The organism is Zoogloea sp. (assembly GCF_041911615.1).
In the GTDB taxonomy this organism is placed as follows: Bacteria; Pseudomonadota; Gammaproteobacteria; order Burkholderiales; family Rhodocyclaceae; genus Zoogloea.
On the sequence record NZ_JAYROR010000045.1, the window covers coordinates 26,883 to 46,352 of the forward strand.

A 19,470-nucleotide genomic window follows, 5' to 3' on the forward strand; every position below is an offset into this window, starting at 1 on the left:
AGCATCGAGCCCCGGTGTCTTGCGTCCTTCAATGCGCGCAATGTGCGGCCGGATGTCGTGATCGCGAAGATGTTTCACGAAGTCCTTCACGTGGTAGCCCTTGTCGGCCCCCAGGGTCTTGGGATGAATCCTGCGGCGCCGGGCGCGGGTGAGCAGTTGGCGGGCGGCTTTGTGCTCGGCCTGGGTGGCATCGGTGATCAGCAGATCGACGCACAGGCCGCTGCGATTCTCCATGAGCGCATGACCCCCGTAGCTGAGCTTGGCCGGCTGCCCGTTGCCTTTCCTCATGAGCTTTGCGTCGGGATCGGTGGTGCTCTGGTGGGGGGCGTTGGAACGCTTCTCGCCCTTGAAATCCACTATCCCGGTGCCGTCGCCGGGCTTGGGTGGTTCGTCATCGCCCTTGCGCTTGAAGCTCTTGAAAGAGGCCCAGGCGTCGATCAAGGTGCCGTCCACGGTGAAGTGATCGGAGGACAGCAGCTTGCCCTTGCGGGCCAGGCGCACGACTTCGTCGAAGAAGCGCCGGGCGATGTCGGTCTGCACCAGGCGCTCGCGCAAACGGCTGAAATTGGATTGGTCCAGACCGCCCGATTCCAGGTCCAGATCGAGGAACCAGCGAAACAGCAGGTTGTAATCGAGTTGCTCACAGAATTGCCGATCCGAGCGCACCGAGTAGAAGGCGATCAGCAATTGGGCCTTGAGCAGCCGCTCCGGCGGAATCGACGGTCGGCCACCCTCGGCATAAAGCCCATCCAGCTCTGTCGAAATGGCCGACAGCGCCGAGTCAGCCAGTTTCTTCACCGGACGCAGCGGGTGATCGGCCGGAATCCGGGATTCGACCGAGAAATAGTGGAACATCGAGGACTGAGGATCGACTTCGCCGCGCATCGTTGCTGTGCCTGGGGTTTGAAGGGTACGGTTAGGACAGGTGGGTGGCGGGATCGTTCACTGGGTTTTGCATCGACCTGCTATTCTTACTGTGTCACAAAAATAAGCGCATTATTCGTTCCTTCAGAACTTGTCATTGACCCCGAGCGGAATGATGGAAATGCGTTTCGATGCGTACCTTGAGCACCTGTGTTCCGCCCTCGGACACGCGGACCGACGCGAAGGCCTGCGGGGCTATTGCCGTGGCCTGATGCTGCCGCTTGCGCGCAAAAGCGTGGAGCCGCTGGCGGCGAGTATTGAGTCGGCCCTGAACAACCATCCCGCCCCTTTCCCCACGCGGGCTGAGCACCCCTGAGGCCTTGCCGAATCCTCCAGTTTCCAGTGCAATCACACTCACTTTCTGGAAGATTTGGAGCGCAGATTTTCGATGACGACCCCGGACTTTTTCCGCGCCCGGCTGGACGCGATGATCGATCTGCGTCACCCGCTGGCGGTATTGGCCACCCGCATGCCGTGGGCCGAGATCGAATCGGCGCTGGCGCCATGCTTTGCCCGCCAGGACCGCCAAGGGCGTCCGATTGAGGGTTTGGATCTGTTCGGCCCGAGCTTGCAGGTAGCCGGAGCGGGTACGAGCCCGGCAGGGCGGCGACGCCTTCCGATCCGGTTGATGGTCGGGCTGCTGTACCTCAAGCACGCGTTCGGCGAGAGCGATGAAACGGTCGTGCAACGATGGGCGGAGAATCCGTATTGGCAGTTCTTTTGCGGCGGTGAGTATTTCGAGACCCGGCTGCCCTGCGACCCGAGTGGCCTGACACGCTTCCGTCGCGCGCTGGGGGACGCGGGCGTGGAAGAACGCCTGGCCAAGACCATCGAGGCCGCCGTGTCGATGAAAGCCATCGCCCACTTTTCCCTTTTCCCACCGACAGCCGGCTGCTCGACGTGGCCCGGCGCAAACGGGTGCTCATCGCCAAACGGTCTGGCCTGGTGCTGCGCCAGACCTTCGAGAAGGAAGGCCGCAGCCTCAAGCGGCGAGCCGGTGGCTATGCCCACGCCAGACAATACCGGCGGCTGCGCCGGGTGCTCAGGCGCCAGCGGACGATCCTGGGCCGGGTCCTGCGTGACCTGGAACGCCGTCTGCCGATGCTTTCCGACGGCATCAAGCAGATGGTCACCCTGTGGCTCGAACGAGCCCGGCGCATCATCGACTGCTCGCGGATCTTCGCGATCTGGATCTCGAGGGAAAAGGCCACCACCACACCCCACACCACCAGCGGCAGCAGCCACCAGCGCCGCTCGCGCACGACATGGGGAATGGATCGGGGGCCGACCGCGGCAGGACTGGCGGGAGAGGACATCGGGCGAATCACGGCAGGTGGGCGCGACCACGGTCGCAGACCTCCGCTTAACGGCAGCGGGCCCGGCCTCCTGAAGCCGACGGGCGACGTTCAGCCCAGCAGCGCCACCGACTTGATCTGCGCCACCACCGCCATGCCCGCCGCGAGCCCCAGCTGATCCTTCGACAGGCGCGTGATCCGCGCCAGCAAGGGCACGCCGCCCGCGTCGAGGCTGACCAGGCAGTGGGCCGGATGGGCCGCCGCCGAGAAACCGGCGATCCGCGCCGGCAGGCGATTGACGATGCTCGACGGCGCCTCGGCAGACAACGCCAGACTCACGTCGCGGGCGTGGATGCGCAGCCGCACCCGCTCGCCGGGCGCCCGCGCCATGCGCGTCACCCGGATGCTGCCACCGGCAAAATCGAGGCGGGTGAGCTGGTAGGCCTCGTCGTGGCCGGCGACGGTGGTTTCGATCCGCACCGCGGCATCCTCGCCCTGGGCCAGCGGCAGGTCCACCCGCGCCAGCAGTTCGGCGCAGGGTCCGCTGGCGCGCACCCGGCCGGCTTCGAGCAGCACCAGGTGATCGGCCAGCCGCATCACCTCGTCGAGGGCGTGGCTCACGTACAGCACTGGGATCGCCAGCTCGTCGTGGAGGCGTTCGAGGTAGGGCAGGATCTCGAGCTTGCGCGCCGCGTCGAGGGCCGCCAGGGGCTCGTCCATCAGCAGCAGGCGCGGGCTGGTGAGCAGCGCCCGGGCGATCGCCACCCGCTGGCGCTCGCCGCCGGAGAGGGTCGCGCTGCGCCGGTCGAGCAGGTGACCGATGCCGAGCAGCCCGATCGCCGTGTCGGCGGCAATCCGCCGCTCGCCGGGCGGCACCCGGCGCTGGCCGAAGAACAGGTTGTCGCGCACCGAAAGGTGGGCGAACAGGCTGGCCTCCTGGAACACGTAGCCGAGGGCGCGGCGATGGGTCGGCACGAAGACGCCGCGGCCGTCGTCCTGCCACCGCTCGCCATTCACCTCGACCCGCCCCGCCGCCCGGCTGAGCCCGGCGACGCAGCGCAGCAGCGTGGTCTTGCCCGAGCCCGAGGCGCCGAACAGCGCCGTCACGCCGCGTCCCGGCAGGTGCAGATCCACGTCCAGCGCGAAATCCGCCAGCGGCAGCCGCGCCTGGATCGTCAGCGCGCTCATGCGCCGACGCCCACGCCGCGGCGCCCGCCGCCCAGGGCGTGGAGCCCCAGCAGCACCACGAAGGAAAACACCAGCAGCCCGGCGGCCAGCCCGTGGGCCTGGGCGTACTCCAGCGCCTCCACGTGGTTGTAGATCTGCATCGACAGCACCTGGGTCTTGCCGGGAATGTTGCCGCCGATCATCAGCACCACCCCGAACTCCCCCACGGTGTGGGCGAAACCGAGGATCGCCGCGGTGACGAAGCCCGGTCGCGCCAGCGGTAGCGCCACCGTGAAGAAGGCCGCCAGCGGCGAGGCGCGCAGGGTGGCCGCCACTTCCAGCGGGCGCTCGCCCATCGCCGCGAAGGCGTTCTGGATCGGCTGCACGACGAAGGGCAGCGAATAGATCACCGAGGCCACCACCAGCCCGGCGAAGGTGAAGGGCAACCCGCCGATGCCCAGCGCGGCGGTAAGCCGGCCGACCGGCCCGTCCGGCGCCATCGCCACCAGCAGGTAGAAGCCGAGCACCGTGGGCGGCAGCACGATGGGCAGCGACACCACCGCCGCGACCACCCCGCGCAGGGGCGAACAGGTGCGCGCCAGCCACCACGCCAGCGGCGTGCCGACGACGAGCAGCAGCCCGGTCACCAGGGTGGCGAGCGCGGCCGTCAGGCGGATCGCCGACCAGTCGGCGGGGCCGAGTTCCATGGCGGCTCAGCGCGCGTAGCCGTAGGCGCGGATCACCGCCCGGGCCGCGTCGGACTTCAGGTAGCCCAGCAGCGCCGTCGCGGCGGCGCTGGCCTTGCCCTTGTCGAGCAGCACCGCGTCCTGGCGGATCGGGCTGTGGTAGGCGTCGGGCACCAGCCAGTGGGAGCCGTCGATCAGCTTGCCGTCCTGGTGGATCTGCGCGAAGGCCACGAAGCCCAGCTCGGCGTTGCCGGAGCTGACGAACTGCAGGGCCTGCCCGATGCTCTCGCCGACCACCAGCCGCGGTTGCAGCGCGTCGGCCAGGCCGAGGGCCTTCATCGTCTCGAGCGCCGCCAGGCCGTAGGGCGCGAGCCTGGGATTGGCGACGGCGAGGTGCGCGAAGCGCTGCGAGCGCAGCACCTCACCCTTGTCGTCCACCAGGCCGGGCTTCGGCGACCACAGCACCAGCTTGCCGATGGCGTAGGTGAACTGGCTGCCGGCCACTCCGTCGCCCTCCTTCACCAGCCGCGTCGGAGTTTCGTCGTCGGCCGCGAGCAGCACCTGAAAGGGCGCGCCGGCCTTGATCTGGGCGTAGAACTTGCCGGTCGAGCCGAAGGCCAGCTGCGCCTTGTGGCCGGTGGCCCGTTCGAAGTCGGCGGCGATCTGCTTCATCGGCGCGGTGAAGTTGGCGGCGACGGCCACCGACACCTCGTCGGCCCGCGCGGCCAACGGCGCGGCGAGCAGGGCGAAAGTCGCGGCAAAGGCGCGAAGGAAAGGCTTCATGAGGCGCTCCGTGAGTTGGACATCAATCGAAGACGGCGAGGATCACCGCGTTGGCCGAGCACACCGCGCCGGCCCGGCCGCCCACCGCGAGGCCGAGCGCCGCGACACGCGCGTCGCTCACCAGCGCGGTGACGCTGCGGCCGCCGGGCAGCACGAGCGTCACCTCGGCACTGACCGCGCCGTGGTGGATCGCGCCGACCTCGCCCCACCACAGGTTGTCGGCAGTGGCGGGCCGCAGCCCGTCGGTGACGATGTCCACCGACGGCGCCTTGACGAAGGCGTGCACCGATTTGCCCACGGTCAGCGCCAGGTTCTCGACGCTGGCGCGGGTGATCCGCGCCCGCAGCAGGTTGGCGTCGTCGAGGCGCAGGGCGACCTCCACATCCACGTCGCCCGCGCGCAGCTCGACGACCGTTCCGACGAACTGATTGCGGGCGCTGGTGCGCATCGACATGCGGCGCAGCAGGGTCTGGAACTGGCGCACGCTGCCCGGGTCCGCGTCGCCCAGGCGTTCCACCAGGCGGTCGATGGCGCCCTGGTATTCCTGCTCCACGGCCCGGTACAGGGCGATCATCTGGCGCCCGTAGGCGGTCAATGCCGTGCCGCCGCCCTGCCGCCCGCCCACCGACCGCTCGACCAGCGGCGCATCGGCCAGGTTGTTCATCGCATCGACCGCGTCCCAGGCCGCCTTGTACGACAGCGGCACCGCCTTTGCCGCCCGGGAAATCGAACCGTGGCGGTCGATGGCCTCGAGCAGGCGGATGCGGGTATCGCCGAGAAAGGCGCCGGATTCGGTATCCACGCTGAGCTTGCCGACGAGCTTGTGGGGAACGGGGCCGCGAGGGCACATGGGACAACCTATATATTCAGGTATATAACGAAACGTACTTTACCCCACCGCGACCGCCATCACAAACCCGACGCCCCCACGGCGTGGCGTCCGGCCGGGCGCCAGCTATCGGATCATAGACCAAAGCTATCAAAACCAGAAAATCATTCAACTTGTCTTATCAAATCTCCCGGCCGATACTAAGTCCAACAAGCCACACGGCCTTGCCCACCACCCGCCATCAGGAGAAAAATCATGAGCAAATGCCCGATCATGACCACCAGCGCCGGTTCGCCGATTGCCGACAACCAGAACACCCTCACCGCCGGCCCGCGCGGTCCGGTGTTGATGCAGGACTGGCAGCTGCTCGAAAAGCTCGCCCATCAGAACCGCGAGCGCATCCCCGAACGCGTCGTCCACGCCAAGGGCTGGGGCGCCCACGGCACCCTCACCGTCACCCACGACATCAGCAAGTACACCCGCGCGAAGATCTTCAGCGAGGTCGGCAAGACCACCCCGATGATCGCCCGCTTCTCCACCGTCGCCGGCGAGATGGGCGCGGCCGACGCCGAGCGCGACGTGCGCGGCTTCGCCCTCAAGTTCTACACCGAGGAAGGCAACTGGGACTTGGTCGGCAACAACACGCCGGTGTTCTTCATCCGCGACCCGCTCAAGTTCCCGGACTTCATCCACACCCAGAAGCGCCACCCGCGCACCAACCTGCGCTCGCCCACCGCGATGTGGGATTTCTGGAGCCTCTCGCCCGAGTCGCTCCACCAGGTCACGATCCTCATGTCGGATCGCGGCCTGCCCACCGACGTGCGCCACATCAACGGCTACGGCAGCCACACCTATTCGTTCTGGAACACGAACGGCGAGCGTTTCTGGGTCAAGTTCCACTTCAAGACCCAGCAGGGCCACAAGCACTGGACCAACGCCGAGGCCGAGGCCGTGGTCGGCAAGACCCGCGAATCGACCCAGGAAGACTTGTACGACGCCATCGCCCGCGGCGACTTCCCGCGGTGGACGATGTACGTGCAGATCATGCCGGAGCTCGACGCCGACAAGCACTGGTACAACCCCTTCGACCTCACCAAGGTGTGGCCCCACGGCGACTACCCGCTCATCGAAGTGGGCGTGCTCGAACTCAACCGCAACGCCGACAACTACTTTGCCGAGATCGAGCAGGTCGCCATGTCGCCCAGCAACATGGTGCCGGGCATCGGCGCGAGCCCCGACAAGATGCTCCAGGCGCGCATCTTCAGCTACGCCGATGCCCACCGCTACCGCCTCGGCACGCACTACGAGTCGCTCCCGGTGAACGCCCCCAGGTGTCCGGTGCATCACTACCACAAGGACGGCGCGATGCGCTTCACCCCCAACATGCCCGGCGACTTCTACTACGAGCCGAACTCCTTCGGCGGCCCGACCCAGGACCCGAGCTACGCCGAACCGCCGCTGCGCATCAGCGGTGACGCGGCCCGCTGGAACCACCGCGACGGCAACGACGACTACAAGCAGCCCGGCGACCTGTTCCGGCTCTTCGACGAAGGCCAGCGGCAGCGCCTCTTCGCCAACATCGCCGCGGCCATGAAGGGCGTGCCCGACGACATCGTCGAGCGCCAGCTCGCCCACTTCGACAAGGCCGATCCGGCCTACGGCGCGGGCGTGAGGAAAGCCCTCGGCAAGTAAGCCCGGCCACCGCCGGTCGGATCATCCGGCCGGCGGCCCACGCCGAACGAACCTGCGCTCCCGCCGGGCGTCGAAGCAAGACCCGCCGGGCATCGCCCACAACAACAAGAAAGGAGCGCCGTCATGCCCCCGTGCCATCAAGCCGGCATCCCCGCCGCCCCCGACACCGCCCCGCCGTCGGTCGGCCTGCTCGCCAGCGCGAGCCGTCACGGCCTGTTCGTGCTCGGCACGCTGAGCTTCGCCGTCGGCGCCGTCGGCCTGGTCCTGCCGCTCCTGCCCACCACCATTTTCTGGATCGTCGCCGCCTGGGCCTGGAGCAAGAGCTGTCCGCGCCTGCAGCACTGGCTCTACGGCCTGCCCGGAGTCGGCCTCCACGTGCGGGCCTGGATCGAGGACGGCACCATCAGCCGCCGCGGCAAGCACTTCGCCCTGGGCGGGCTGGCCTTCGGGCTCGCCGTGACCACCTTCGCCCTCCACGACAACGCCACGATCCTCGCGGTGGCCGGGCTGCCGCAGTTCGCCGCGGCCTGTTTCGTCGCCACCCGTCCGGAAGCCACGCCGCCGACCGCCTGACCGCCGCTGCCGTTCAACGCCCGGCGGCGGCGGCGCGCGGACGCCTCAGTGCGCCTGCAGCCACACGTCGAGCCCCTGGGCGTTGAGCTCCACATCGAGGGCCAGGATGCGCCGCCACTCGGCCTCCGGCAGCGTCCACCCCTGGCGCTGCGCCTCCTCGCCGACCAAAGCCCAGATATCGTTCTCGATCAGCAACTTGCGCGCGTCGCCCGCGCCGGCGTGGCGCTTCGCGATCGCCACGTGAGCATCGATCAGGCGATGCAGGTCGGCGGCGAGGCGCGGCACGTCGGTGACCTGGGCGTAATGGGTCAGGTACATCGCCGCGGGCTGCTCGGCCTCCATGCGGCGGATCGAATCGTGCATCGCCTCCGGCTCGAACTGCACCGGCGTCGTGGTGGGGAAGATGCTCGGCCGGCCCGCCACGTCGAACTGCCGGTACGATAGGCCGAAGGTGTCGCCCGTGAAGAAGCTGCGGCTCAGGGTGTCGAAGTAGCACACGTGATGCCGCGCGTGGCCCGGCGTATCGAAGACGCGGATGGCCCGCCCGCCCAGATCGAGAACCCGCCCGTCGGTGGCCTCGACGATGCGTTCGGTCGGCACCGGGATCAGTTCGCCGTAGAGCTCCCGCGCGCGCTGCGGGCCATACACCGCCGACACGCCGGCGAAGAGCTTCGACGGCTCCGCCATGTGGCGGGCGCCGCGCGGGTGGACCACCAGCTGCGCATTGGGAAACGCCGCCATAAAGGCACCGGCGCCCCCCGCGTGATCGAGGTGGATATGGGTCAGCAGCACGAAATCCACCGCCTCGGCGCCCAACCCGAGCTCGGCCAGCGCCTCGCGAACGGGGCCCAGGGATTCGTTGTTGCCGGTATCCACCAGCGCCACCCGGCCGCCCTGCTCGATCAGGTGAATGGCCGCCACATCCGGCCCCGTGTAGCCCGAATCGACCGCGTAAATCCCGTTTCCGAACGCCTTCAAGCCCTGCATGACCGTCCCCAGCAAAAAGACTCGATTCTATCCATTCGCGCTGAACGGAGTCGCCTTGCGTTACATCAACATTTCCTTCACCAAAAAAGCGCCTAATGTCAAGTAAGAAAAAGACTTACAAACACGCTGACACACGACGGGGGAGAATCCAATGTTGACGCTTCAAGACTGCATCGAACTGTCCGATCTGACCGAAGACGAAATCCTCGCCATCGCCGAACACGAACACATTCCCGAGATGGCCGCCGTCGAGATGGGCTGCTATCTCTGCCACACGCCCAGCGGCGAAAAGCGCATCCGCCGCATGATCGTCGACGACCTCGCCCACGCCCGCGAAAAAGGCGACGCCGCCCACGCCGCGCTGCTCAAGAGCGTGCTCAAACACTACGTCGCCGCGCACCAGACGCTCGCCGCCTAGTTCTTTCGGCATATCGCCAGACGCCGGACGGGTTGGCATAATCCGCCAATTCGTTTTCGTGCGTTCCCCGTCATGGCCATTCTCCGTTGCAACAAATGCGGCCACGTCGCCGAAGTCCCCGGCGAACTTACCGGCCAGCAGATCGCCTGCCCGCAATGCACGCAGCCGGTCGCGGTCTACGACACCGTGCTGTTCGTCCGCAAGGTGCTCCAGCAGTATTTCAGCCAGCGCGACGAACTCAACACGCTCAAGGCGGCGCAGCGCACCCCGCTGCCCACGCTGAACGACGCTGCGGCCACGCCCGATCTGGCCGTGGACATCCACAACTCGTCCCACCTCGCGAGCGCAGCGCAGCACGCGGCGGTGCTGCAATGGTTCGAGCGCCGGCAGATCCAGATCCGCGCCAACCACGACGCGGTGGACACCACCGGCTTCTTCGACGAGATCGCCATCGAACTGGGCGACAACTACGACCTGCTCCGCGAGGTCGTCGACAAGATCCGCTGGGGCCAGCAGAAGGACGTGCCCAACTTCAGCCTCAACCTCGGCAAGCTCAGCCAGAAGGACGGCCAGGCCGTGAACGCCTTCTGCAAGCGGCTCTACGACTGCGCTTTCCTCGCCAAATATTTCTACCAGAAGCAGGAGAAGATCGGCCGCGCCACCATCCAGTCGGCCCCCGCCATCCGCAACTTCTTCGCCGGCGAGTGGCTTGAGTGGTACGCCTTCATGAAGGTGCTGGCCTTGCTGCGCGAGCGCAGGCAGCACTTTTCGTGCGCCCGCCAGCTGTCGGTGATCTTCCCGAACGAAGACCTCCACGAACTCGACGTGTTCTTCCTCGTCGACGGCAGCACGCCGATCTGCATCGAATGCAAGACCGGCGAGTTCCGCCAGGACATCGACAAATACCTGCGCCTGCGCAAGCGCCTGGGCATCGACCGCAGCCAGTTCATCCTCTGCGCCACCGGCCTCAGCGACGAGCAGGCGGCCGGTCTATCGAGCACCTACGAGCTCACTTTCGTCACTCCGCAGGGCCTGTCCGACCATCTTGCCCGGCTGCTCTGAGCCTGGCCGGGTTAAAATCACGGGTCTATGAGCCGCGCCCGCGAAACCCTTTTCCACGTCTTCGGCTACACGCAGTTCCGCGGAACGCAGGAAGACATCGTCGAACACGTAAGCGCCGGTGGCGACGCCCTGGTGCTGATGCCCACCGGCGGCGGCAAGTCGCTGTGTTACCAGATCCCCGCGCTGCTGCGCCCCGGCGTGGCGATCGTCGTGTCGCCGCTCATCGCGCTGATGCAGGACCAGGTCTCCGCGCTCAAGGAAGTCGGCGCGGCGGCGGATTTCCTCAACTCCAGCCTGAGCTTCGAGCGGGCCATGGAAATCGAGCGGGCGATGCTCGCCGGTGCGCTCGATCTACTCTACGTGGCGCCGGAGCGCCTCGTCACGCCGCGCTTCCTCGACCTGCTCGACCACCTCCACGAAGCCGGCCAGCTCGCCCTGTTCGCCATCGACGAAGCCCACTGCGTGTCGCAATGGGGCCACGACTTCCGGCCCGAATACCTGCAACTGTCGATCCTGCCCGAGCGCTACCCGCAGGTGCCGCGGATCGCCCTCACCGCCACCGCCGACGCCCAGACCCGCCGCGAGATCGCCGAGCGCCTGCGCCTCGTCGACGCCCGCGAGTTCGTCTCGAGCTTCGACCGGCCCAACATCCGCTACACCATCGTTCCCAAGGACAACCCGCGCGCCCAGCTCCTCGCCTTCATCCGCGACGGCCACCTGGGCGAAGCCGGCATCGTGTACTGCAGCTCGCGCAAGAAGGTGGACGAAACCGCCGCCTGGCTGCAGGAAAAAGGCATCGCCGCCCTGCCCTACCACGCTGGCATGGGCGCCGACGAGCGGGCGATCAACCAGGACCGCTTCCTGCGCGAGGACGGCATCGTGATGGTCGCCACCATCGCCTTCGGCATGGGCATCGACAAGCCCGACGTGCGCTTCGTCGCCCACCTGGACCTGCCCCGCTCCATCGAGGGCTACTACCAGGAAACCGGCCGCGCCGGCCGCGACGGCCAGCCCGCCGAAGCCTGGATGGCCTACAGCGTGGCCGATCTGGTGCAGCAACGCCGCTTCATCGACCAGGGCGAGGCCAACGCCGAGGTCAAGCGCGTTGCCACCGCCAAGCTCGACGCCCTGCTTGGCCTGTGCGAGACCACCGGCTGCCGGCGCCAGCGCCTGCTCGGCTATTTCGACGAAGACTCCGAGCCCTGCGGCAACTGCGACACCTGCCTCAACCCGCCGCAAACCCGCGACGCCAGCGAATCGGCCCGCAAGGCGCTGTCCTGCGTGTTCCGCACCGGCAGCCGCTTCGGCGCCGCCCACGTGGTGGACGTGCTGATCGGCAAGGCCACCGACAACGTCAAGAAGTGGCAGCACGACCAGGTGAGCACCTTCGGCATCGGCACCGAGCTCGACGACAAGGGCTGGCGCACCCTGATCCGCCAGCTCGTCGCCCACGGCGCCCTGGCCGTCGACCACGAACGCTACGGCGCGCTCACCCTCACCGAAGCCGCCCGGCCGCTCCTGCGCGGCGAAGCCGCCTTCACGATGCGCCTCGACATGGCCGCCGCCAAGAAGGGCCGCAACGTGGGCAGCGCCCGCAAGGCCGCCGACTGGCCCGAGGCCACCGGCGAGGAAGCCGAGCGCCTTGACCGCCTGCGGGCCTGGCGCGCCAGCACCGCAAAGGAACGCAACGTGCCGGCCTACGTGATCTTCCACGACGCCACCCTGCGCGACATCGCCCACCGCCGCCCCACCAGCATCGACGAACTCGCCACCATTTCCGGGGTCGGCGACCGCAAGCTCGACGCCTACGGCGAGGACATCCTGGCGCTTCTTGCCGGCGCCGCCTGAGTCCGGCAGGGCGTTACATCCCTCCCTTTACACCCGACGAACGCCCCTTTACCGGCAGATCGCCGATCATGCAGTGGATGAAGGACCGGCGCCGGGCCGGCCACTCCACCGCCTGCGGAGGCATGCCATGAAAATTCTCCCGACCCTCCTCGTCGCCGCCGCGCTGGGCCTCGCCGGTGCGGGCACTGCCCATGCCGACCACGGTCACGGCCACACCCGTTTCGGCGTGGTGATCGGCGCCCCGGTGATCGGCCCCTACTGGGGCCCCTACGCCTACCCGCCTTACCCGTATTACTACCCGCCGGTGGTCGTCGAGCGCCCGGTGCCGCAGGTCTACGTCGAACAGCAACCGGTGGCCGCACCGCCGGCCGCCGCCGCGCCCGCCCCGGCCGAAAACTACTGGTATTACTGCGCCGAATCGAAGACGTATTACCCCTACGTCAAGGAATGCGCCGGCCCATGGCAGCGCGTCACACCTCAGCCGCCGCCGTCGGCACCGCGCTGAACCGGAGGAACCACCATGAAGATCGCTCGCACCGCTCTGCTCGCCGCGCTCCCCCTCGTCGTGCTCGCCGGCTGCGCGGTCGCCCCCACCGGACCGACCGCGATGGTGCTCCCGGGCACCGGCAAGAACTTCGACCAATTCCGCTCCGACGACATGGACTGCCGTCAGTACGCGCAGTACCAGATCGGCGGCAGGACGGCCGACCAGGCCGCCGTGGACGCCGGCGTGCGCTCCGCCGCGATCGGCACGGTGGTCGGCGCCGCAGCCGGCGCGGCGATGGGCGGACACAACGGGGCCGGCGTGGGCGCCGGCGCGGGATTGCTGTTCGGCAGCGCCGCCGGCTCGGGTGCCGCGCAGAGTTCGGCCTATGGCAGCCAGCGGCAGTACGACAACGCCTACATCCAGTGCATGTATGCCAAGGGGCATCAGGTGCCGGTGCCGCAGGGCCAGTTGCCCGTCCGCCAGGCGCCAGGCTATTCGACACCCTCCTCCGCCTATCCCCCGCCCCCGCCGCCGCCGGGCTACCGCCCGCCCGGCATGAACTGAGGCGCGGTCGTCACCGCCATGAAAACGGGCGCCCTCGGGCGCCCGTCCTGCCTGGAACCGCGAAGCGCAGCCCCGCTTACTGCACGGCCAGCAGCTCCACCTCGAACACCAGGGTGGCGTTGGGGGGAATCACGCCGCCGGCGCCACGGGCGCCGTAGCCCAGGTTGGGCGGAATCGTCAGCTTGCGCTTGCCGCCGACCTTCATGCCCTGCACGCCTTCGTCCCAGCCGGCGATCACGTGGCGTGCGCCGAGGGGAAACACGAAGGGGTCGTTGCGATCCTTGCTGGAATCGAACTTGCGGCCGTCGGTGAGCCAGCCAGTGTAATGCACCTGGACGTGCTTTCCGGCGACCGCTTCGGTGCCGCTGCCCACTTCCAGATCTTCGATGACGAGGCCGCTCGCCGTGGTGGTTTGGGTCATGAAATGCTCCTGATGAAAGACCGCGCGATTCTAAGTCAATTCGCCTTGCGACGGCCGGCAAAGGCACTGCGGAACTTAGCCACCTTGGGCGCCACCACCATCCGGCAGTAGGGCTGGCCGCCGTTGCGGGCAAAGTAATTGTCGTGATACGCCTCGGCGGGCCAGAAGGTGCCGGCGGGCGTCACCTCGGTGACGATCGGGGCGTCGAATTCGCCCTCGAAGGCGAGCTGCGCGATCTTCGCCCGGGCCGTCTCGGCCTGGGCGTCCGTGGTCGTGAAGATCGCCGAGCGGTACTGGGTGCCGACGTCGTGGCCCTGGCGGTTGGGGGTGGTCGGGTCGTGGATCGCGAAGAAGATCTCGAGCAGGTCGTCGTAGCCGACGACCGCCGGATCGAACTCGATGCGCACCGCCTCGGCGTGGCCGGTCTCGCCTTGGCAGACCCGCTCGTAGCTCGGCGCGTCCACGTGCCCGCCGATGTAGCCCGACTGGGCGGCGCGCACGCCCTTCACTTCGAGGAACACCGCCTCGATGCACCAGAAGCAGCCGCCGGCCAGGATGGCGACCTCGCTCGTGTTATCCGTCATCTCGTCTCTCCGGGTCGGGCCGGCCCGGCTCAGGCCGGCGGAAAGACCTCAAGATAAAGCAGATCGCTGGCAAACGCGAGGCACGGCAGGGACACCAGGAGCAGCGGCGGGAACAGGATCGTCGCGATGATCGCCACCGCCAGGATCAGGCCCCAGGCCAGCATCGCCCCGGGATTGGCGAACACCGCCCGCACGCTCGCGGTGACCGCCGTCACCAGCTGGGCGCGCCCGTCGAACAGCAACGGCACCGCGAAGGCCGTGACGTTGAAGACGATGAACGCCAGCACGGCGCCCATCAGGCTGGTCCAGAAGTGGAAGCGCGCCACCTGCGCCACGTCGGGGGTCGCGGCGCCGATCATGAAGCTGTACACCGTCGCCGCATCGGTGAGCCAGATCAGCAGCAGCAGGCTGCACACCCCGGCCAGCACCCACAGCCCGCGCGGCGCACGGCGGAAGCCGGCGAACACGTCGCCCCAGCCCGGCCGCCGCGCCGCCGCGACGGCCCGCCGGAGGCCGAAGAAGCCCGCCAGCACCGCCGGCCCGACCAGCAGGAAGCCGCCGGCGAAGGGCAGCATCATCGCCGCGAGCCCGAAATGCGCCAGCGCGACGAATATCCCCACCCCCAGCGCCGCGAACACGGCGGCGAAGGCCAGCGCGGGCATCGCGCAGCGACGATACGTCCGCCAGCCACCGGCGATGGACGACAGGACGGTGGCAACGGCGACGCGGCGGGGAACGAGCGGTTCGGACATGGACGACCTCCACGGGAATCGGACGGAATATCTGGCCCGGCGACGGCGGCGTCCATGATTTGAATCAAGCCCCGCCGGCCGCGGCGAGGACGATCGTTTTCGTCAATGGCCTGGGCACCGACCAGGGCTACTGGAGCCGGCTGACACCGGCCTTCGCGGACGACTACCGGCTGGTGCTCTTCGACCACGTCGGCACGACGCAGGCGAATCAGGCCTATTTCCGCGAGAAGCAGCTGCGCTACCTGAACGTCAAGGGCTACGCCAACGATTTGCTCGAGCTCTGCACTCGGCCCTTGGCCTGAACGGCGAGACGGTGGTGATCGGGCACTCCCTGGGCGCCATGGCCGGCCTGCTGGCCTCCATCGATCACCCCGCCCAGTTCCGGCGTCTGGTGCTGATCGGCGCCTCGCCCCGCTACACCGACACGGCGGATTACCGAGGCGGTTTCACGGCCGAGGACATCAAGACCATCTACAGCGCGGTGAACCAGGATTACGCCCAGTGGTCCACCAGGCTGGCCGCCGCGGCCATGGGCAACCCGGACCGCCCGCTGCTGACCCAGCGCTTTGCCGACTCGATCCTCGGCATTCCGCCAGACATGATGCTCACCATCCTGTGCTCGGTGCTGCAGACCGACCACCGCGACCAGCTCGCCCGCGTCCGCGTGCCGACGCTGCTGCTCCATTCGCGGGACGATGACTTCGTGCCGACGGCGGTGGCCGAATACCTCCACGCCCACATTCCCGCCAGCACGCTGGTGTTCGTGGACGCCGAGGGGCATCTGCCCCACGTCAGCGCGCCCGAAGGCGTCATCGCCGCCATCGGCGACTTCATCGCCCCGCCCTGATTCCGCGTGCCGGGCGGCCATGGCGGGCGGATAGCGTTCGCCAATCGAATCCATGCCGACAATTCATTGGGCGTGACGGAGGGCGCTGCCTAGACTGCAGCCATCGAGTCGCCGCCCGCCCCTCGCGGCGCTCGCCTCCCCCGACGCGCGCCCCACGTGGCGCCCTACGCCAAGGCAAAGGACGAAATCATGGCAGTCCAGCTCGACCAGGTGCGCTACACCGCCCGCACCCACACCACCAGCGGCCGCGATGGACGCGCCGTCTCCGACGATGGCCTGCTCGACGTGAAGCTCAACCCACCCAAGGGCCTGGGCGGCACCGGCGGCGCCACCAACCCGGAACAACTGTTCGCCGCCGGCTATTCCGCCTGCTTCCTGAGCGCGGTGAAGTACGTCGCCGGCCAGAGCAAGATCGCCGTGCCCGCCGACGCGAACATCGACGCGGTGGTGGAGCTCGGCCCGATCCCCCAGGGCTTCGGCCTGCGGGTCGAGTTGACGGTGCACCTGCCCGGCATGGCGCGCGGCTTCGCCCTCGATCTGGTCCAGGCCGCGCACCAGGTATGCCCGTACTCCAACGCCACGCGGGACAACATCGAGGTGGTGCTGAACGTCGCCTGAGCGACGCTCAGCGGAACGACAGCGAGAACATCGCATCGAGCGCGTTCTCGCTGCCGGCCCGCCCGATCACGGCGATGCGGCGCGTCAGCTGGTAGGTGAGCTTGACGATGCTCGAGGTGCCCGCGATGCTCTGCTCGAAGCTCAGCATCGCCTGGGACGACAGGCGCTTGCCGATCGTCACCACCTGCCCCGGCACGCTGTCGATGTTGCTCGCCGAGGCGCTGGACGCGGTGCCGGTGACGCTGCCGGTGGCGACACTGCTGGTCTGCACGCGGCTGCGGCTGTCGATGCTCGAACCAAAGGAAATCTCGTCGAAGCCGAGGGCGCTGGCGACGCTGGCCGACAGGCCGCCACCGGTGCCGCCCAGCAGCGCCTGGGCGGCCGGCAGCAGCAGCGCCATTTCCCCGCCCGAGCCCTGATCGGGCGGACGGCCGAGCACGATCCAGCCGAGCTTTTCCGGGTCGGGCACGTTCGGTTCGGATACCAGCCGCACCACCGGCCGCCGCGCGGTGCCGCTGATCCCCACCCCGGCCTCCACGGCCAGCCCCTTGCGCAGCGCCACCACGTTGAGCCCCGGGTTGGACACCGGACCGTTGAAGGTGACGATGCCCCGCTCGATGGAGAGCTTCTGGCCGTACCCCTCGAAGACGCCGCCGACGGTGTTGATGGTGCCGCTGGCGGCAAGCGGCCGGCCTTCGCTGGCGGTGAGGTGCAGGTTGCCGGCCAGACGGGTGTCGAGGCCAAGGGCCTTCACGTAGAGCGCGTTGCCGAGCCCGATGGTGAGATCGACGCCCATCTTGAACGGGCTGGCGGCGGGCTTGCCGGTTTTCGCCGGGTCGAGCACCACCACGTCCTCGCCAAGGCTCGGCGGCGGCGTGCGCGACAGCTCGACGAAGCCCGCGTCGGCAACCAGCCGCCCCTTGAGGTAGGCGGAGTTCCAGCCGGTCTTGACCTCGCCTTCGCCGCTGAGGATCAGCCACTGGTCCACCCGCTGCAGCAGCGGCAGACGCTCGGCGCGGAAATCGAAGCTGCCCTCGCCGCTAGCCAGCTGGATCTCGCCCTTCGCCTTGAGGGTGCCGGGCGTCGCGGTGAGGCGGGCCACGTCGATGCGCCCTTCGCGGGGCTTGACCCGATTGGGCGAGACGAAGCTGAAATCCTCCAGGCGCAGGCGGTCGCGGTTGAAGTCGGCCTGCAGCGTGCCGCCCGACAGATGAAGGCCCTGATCGGCCATCACGAAGGAGAGCTGCTCGCCGCGAATGCGGCCGGCGGCCTCAGGATGGGCCGGCGTCCCGGCGAGGGTGAATTCGCCCTTCAGGCTGCCGTCGGTTTTCAGGTTCTGGTCGGCCAGCGGGCCGGCCCAGGCGATGGACGGGATGTCGAGGCGCGCCGAGCCCAGCAGCGGCGCGCCCGGCACCAGACGCACGGTGCCGTCGGCGGTGCGTTCGGCCAGCGCGGTACCCGCCCCGGAGGCGCTGCCCAGCCGGCTGCCGTGGGCCGAGAAGCCGAAGGCGATGCGGTTGGCGACCGCGTTGATGGTGAGCTGCAGCTCGTCCAGCCCCAGCCGCACCGGCGAATCGCCCTGCAGTTCGAGATCGCCCTTTTCGCGGTAGAAGCGCACCAGCCCATTCACCTGCTCGCCGATGTTCACATTCCATTCGCCGCCCACCTGGAGCGAATCGCCCCGCGACTGCACCTTGCGGGTGGACGGATCGAGCATCACCCCGACCTGCACGCCGCTGACGCTGCCACGCGCCACCAGATGGCGGGCATCCCAGCGGGTCTCGTCGAGGCGGTAGCGGCCGCCGCTGGGGCCGCGCAGTTCGGCGGTGCCGAGCTGGACGCTGTCGCGCGAGAGCAACAGCGTGGCCGGCGCCAGCAGCGCGATCGGGTAGTCGCCACGGACCTGGAGGCTTTCGAGGCGCCCCTGCCAGCGCGGCCCGTCGCCGAGCGCGCCGGCGAGCGCGACCTGCAGCGCGTTGTCGCCACGGGCCTGGATGTCGAGCCGCGCGGTGTTGGCCGCCCGCGTGCCGTCGAACACCAGGCTGGCGCGGCGCACCAGCGCATCGCCATTGCCATTGCCATTGCCATTGCCGCTGCCCGCCGGGCCGGACTGACGCAGGCCGGCAAGCCCGACCGTCAGGGCGATGGGGCCGCTGCGCCCTTCGGCGACGCGCCCGCGGCCATTGACCGCATCCACCCGCAGCCCGCCGACGCTGAGCTGCTCGGCGCCCAGGTCGAATTCGCCGGCCGGGTGATCGGGGCTGCCCCGTAGCACGCCGCTGAGCCGCAGCCGACCGCCGAGGCCATGGCCGAGGGCGGCCAGGGCCGGCGCATCGACTGCGATGTCGAGGGCGTCGCCAGGCTTGCCGTAGCGCCCCTTGGCGCTGACCCGGTTGCCGGCGAGCGCGAGGGCGAGGCGGGCGTCGGCGAGACGCCGGCCGTCGACGACGAGCCGGCCGCCGCCTTCGAGCGGCTTGCCTTCGAGGGTGCTGGGGGCGAGGTCGAAATCGAGCGCGCCCTTGAACTGCGGCGCGCGCTGGCCCTGGATGCTGAATCGGGTGTTGAGATCGGCCGGCGGCGCGGTGGCGACGAAAGCGCGGGGATCGAAGCGGCTCAGCCGGCCGCTGGCCTCGAAGGCGCCCGGCTCGGCCAGGGCGACCGTGCCGCGGGCTTCGAGGCGGGCCGCGCGGGCGCTGGCGACGAGTTTGTCGAGGGTGACGACGCCGGCGGCGTGGCGGGCTTCGAGGCGCAGGGCGAGCTGCGGGTCGCGCAGGTCGGCGCTGACGGTCTGGGCGTCGGCATCGGCCTCGGCGTCGATGCGACCGGCGATGCGGGTGGCGACGGCGCGGCGGTCGAGCTTACGGGCGTCGATCCCGACCACCCGCAGCGCGGCATCCACGGCGCCGAAGCCGGCGGGCGCGGTATCCGGGCCG

At 68.9% G+C, this 19,470-nt stretch carries 18 protein-coding genes and 3 pseudogenes; 11 read left to right on the forward strand and 10 right to left on the reverse strand.

Going from position 1 to position 19,470, the window contains the following annotated elements:
• Positions 1–3: 3 nt before the first annotated feature.
• Positions 4–885: pseudogene (locus ACE3P2_RS05830) on the reverse strand (IS5 family transposase); the annotation flags it as partial.
• A 151-nt stretch (positions 886–1,036) separates the two neighbouring features.
• On the opposite strand from ACE3P2_RS05830, the pseudogene ACE3P2_RS05835 reads away from it, so the two are divergent.
• Positions 1,037–1,186: pseudogene (locus ACE3P2_RS05835) on the forward strand (transposase); the annotation flags it as partial.
• A 126-nt stretch (positions 1,187–1,312) separates the two neighbouring features.
• Positions 1,313–2,085, forward strand: a pseudogene (locus tag ACE3P2_RS05840) (transposase); the annotation flags it as partial.
• A 245-nt stretch (positions 2,086–2,330) separates the two neighbouring features.
• Here the strand turns inward: ACE3P2_RS05840 and modC are convergent.
• The 4 genes from modC to ACE3P2_RS05860 are packed head-to-tail and all read right to left on the reverse strand — an operon-like array spanning position 2,331 to position 5,705.
• Positions 2,331–3,407 (reverse strand): molybdenum ABC transporter ATP-binding protein, encoded by a 1,077-nt coding sequence (gene modC / locus ACE3P2_RS05845; RefSeq protein WP_374262051.1) that lies wholly within the window; start codon positions 3,405–3,407, stop codon positions 2,331–2,333.
• Positions 3,404–4,093 carry a molybdate ABC transporter permease subunit gene (gene modB, locus ACE3P2_RS05850; protein WP_374262054.1) on the reverse strand — a complete coding sequence of 230 codons (690 nt, stop codon included), beginning with the start codon at positions 4,091–4,093 and terminating at the stop codon, positions 3,404–3,406. The genes modC and modB overlap by 4 nt, the downstream gene beginning before the upstream one ends.
• Positions 4,094–4,099: 6 nt before the next feature.
• Entirely contained in the window at positions 4,100–4,855 is a 756-nt protein-coding gene (modA, locus tag ACE3P2_RS05855; protein ID WP_374262056.1) for a molybdate ABC transporter substrate-binding protein, read from the reverse strand.
• A gap of 22 nt (positions 4,856–4,877) precedes the next feature.
• Positions 4,878–5,705 carry a TOBE domain-containing protein gene (locus tag ACE3P2_RS05860; RefSeq protein ID WP_374262058.1) on the reverse strand — a complete coding sequence of 276 codons (828 nt, stop codon included), beginning with the start codon at positions 5,703–5,705 and terminating at the stop codon, positions 4,878–4,880.
• A 234-nt stretch (positions 5,706–5,939) separates the two neighbouring features.
• On the opposite strand from ACE3P2_RS05860, the gene ACE3P2_RS05865 reads away from it, so the two are divergent.
• Together ACE3P2_RS05865 and ACE3P2_RS05870 are read left to right on the forward strand one after the other, a co-directional pair.
• Positions 5,940–7,376, forward strand: coding sequence for a catalase (locus tag ACE3P2_RS05865; RefSeq protein ID WP_374262061.1), 1,437 nt, complete (start codon positions 5,940–5,942; stop codon positions 7,374–7,376).
• Positions 7,377–7,499: 123 nt separating this feature from the next.
• Positions 7,500–7,949 carry a YbaN family protein gene (locus ACE3P2_RS05870; protein WP_374262063.1) on the forward strand — a complete coding sequence of 150 codons (450 nt, stop codon included), beginning with the start codon at positions 7,500–7,502 and terminating at the stop codon, positions 7,947–7,949.
• Positions 7,950–7,994: 45 nt separating this feature from the next.
• Here the strand turns inward: ACE3P2_RS05870 and ACE3P2_RS05875 are convergent, their stop codons facing one another.
• Entirely contained in the window at positions 7,995–8,936 is a 942-nt protein-coding gene (locus tag ACE3P2_RS05875) for an MBL fold metallo-hydrolase (protein WP_374262066.1), read from the reverse strand.
• Between the two features lie 151 nt (positions 8,937–9,087).
• On the opposite strand from ACE3P2_RS05875, the gene ACE3P2_RS05880 reads away from it, so the two are divergent.
• The 5 genes from ACE3P2_RS05880 (at position 9,088) to ACE3P2_RS05900 (ending at position 13,315) form a co-directional block, all read left to right on the forward strand.
• Complete coding sequence (locus ACE3P2_RS05880; RefSeq protein ID WP_374262069.1) at positions 9,088–9,354, forward strand: hypothetical protein; 267 nt, start codon at positions 9,088–9,090, stop codon at positions 9,352–9,354.
• Positions 9,355–9,426: 72 nt separating this feature from the next.
• Complete coding sequence (locus ACE3P2_RS05885) at positions 9,427–10,416, forward strand: hypothetical protein (protein WP_374262071.1); 990 nt, start codon at positions 9,427–9,429, stop codon at positions 10,414–10,416.
• A gap of 27 nt (positions 10,417–10,443) precedes the next feature.
• The gene (gene recQ, locus ACE3P2_RS05890; protein WP_374262074.1) at positions 10,444–12,264 is read left to right on the forward strand and encodes a DNA helicase RecQ; all 1,821 of its coding nucleotides are present in this window, start codon (positions 10,444–10,446) and stop codon (positions 12,262–12,264) included.
• A 127-nt stretch (positions 12,265–12,391) separates the two neighbouring features.
• A complete protein-coding gene (locus ACE3P2_RS05895) occupies positions 12,392–12,769 on the forward strand; it encodes a hypothetical protein (protein WP_374262077.1) in 378 nt (125 codons plus the stop codon).
• 15 nt (positions 12,770–12,784) lie between these two features.
• Complete coding sequence (locus tag ACE3P2_RS05900; protein ID WP_374262080.1) at positions 12,785–13,315, forward strand: glycine zipper family protein; 531 nt, start codon at positions 12,785–12,787, stop codon at positions 13,313–13,315.
• 76 nt (positions 13,316–13,391) lie between these two features.
• On the opposite strand, the gene ACE3P2_RS05905 is transcribed toward ACE3P2_RS05900, so the two are convergent.
• The 3 genes from ACE3P2_RS05905 to ACE3P2_RS05915 are packed head-to-tail and all read right to left on the reverse strand — an operon-like array spanning position 13,392 to position 15,072.
• Positions 13,392–13,736, reverse strand: a complete 345-nt coding sequence (locus ACE3P2_RS05905) for an FKBP-type peptidyl-prolyl cis-trans isomerase (protein WP_374262082.1) — start codon at positions 13,734–13,736, stop codon at positions 13,392–13,394.
• 35 nt (positions 13,737–13,771) lie between these two features.
• Entirely contained in the window at positions 13,772–14,320 is a 549-nt protein-coding gene (gene msrA, locus ACE3P2_RS05910) for a peptide-methionine (S)-S-oxide reductase MsrA (protein ID WP_374262084.1), read from the reverse strand.
• Positions 14,321–14,349: 29 nt separating this feature from the next.
• Positions 14,350–15,072: a DUF2189 domain-containing protein gene (locus ACE3P2_RS05915; RefSeq protein WP_374262087.1), complete on the reverse strand. Its 723-nt coding sequence runs from the start codon at positions 15,070–15,072 to the stop codon at positions 14,350–14,352.
• A gap of 130 nt (positions 15,073–15,202) precedes the next feature.
• Between ACE3P2_RS05915 and ACE3P2_RS05920 the strand changes: the two genes are divergently transcribed.
• Positions 15,203–15,919, forward strand: coding sequence for an alpha/beta fold hydrolase (locus ACE3P2_RS05920; RefSeq protein ID WP_374262097.1), 717 nt, complete (start codon positions 15,203–15,205; stop codon positions 15,917–15,919).
• A 189-nt stretch (positions 15,920–16,108) separates the two neighbouring features.
• Positions 16,109–16,537 carry an organic hydroperoxide resistance protein gene (locus tag ACE3P2_RS05925; RefSeq protein ID WP_374262090.1) on the forward strand — a complete coding sequence of 143 codons (429 nt, stop codon included), beginning with the start codon at positions 16,109–16,111 and terminating at the stop codon, positions 16,535–16,537.
• Between the two features lie 7 nt (positions 16,538–16,544).
• On the opposite strand, the gene ACE3P2_RS05930 is transcribed toward ACE3P2_RS05925, so the two are convergent.
• On the reverse strand, positions 16,545–19,470 hold a 2,926-nt coding region (locus ACE3P2_RS05930; protein WP_374262092.1), incomplete at its 5' end, for a translocation/assembly module TamB domain-containing protein.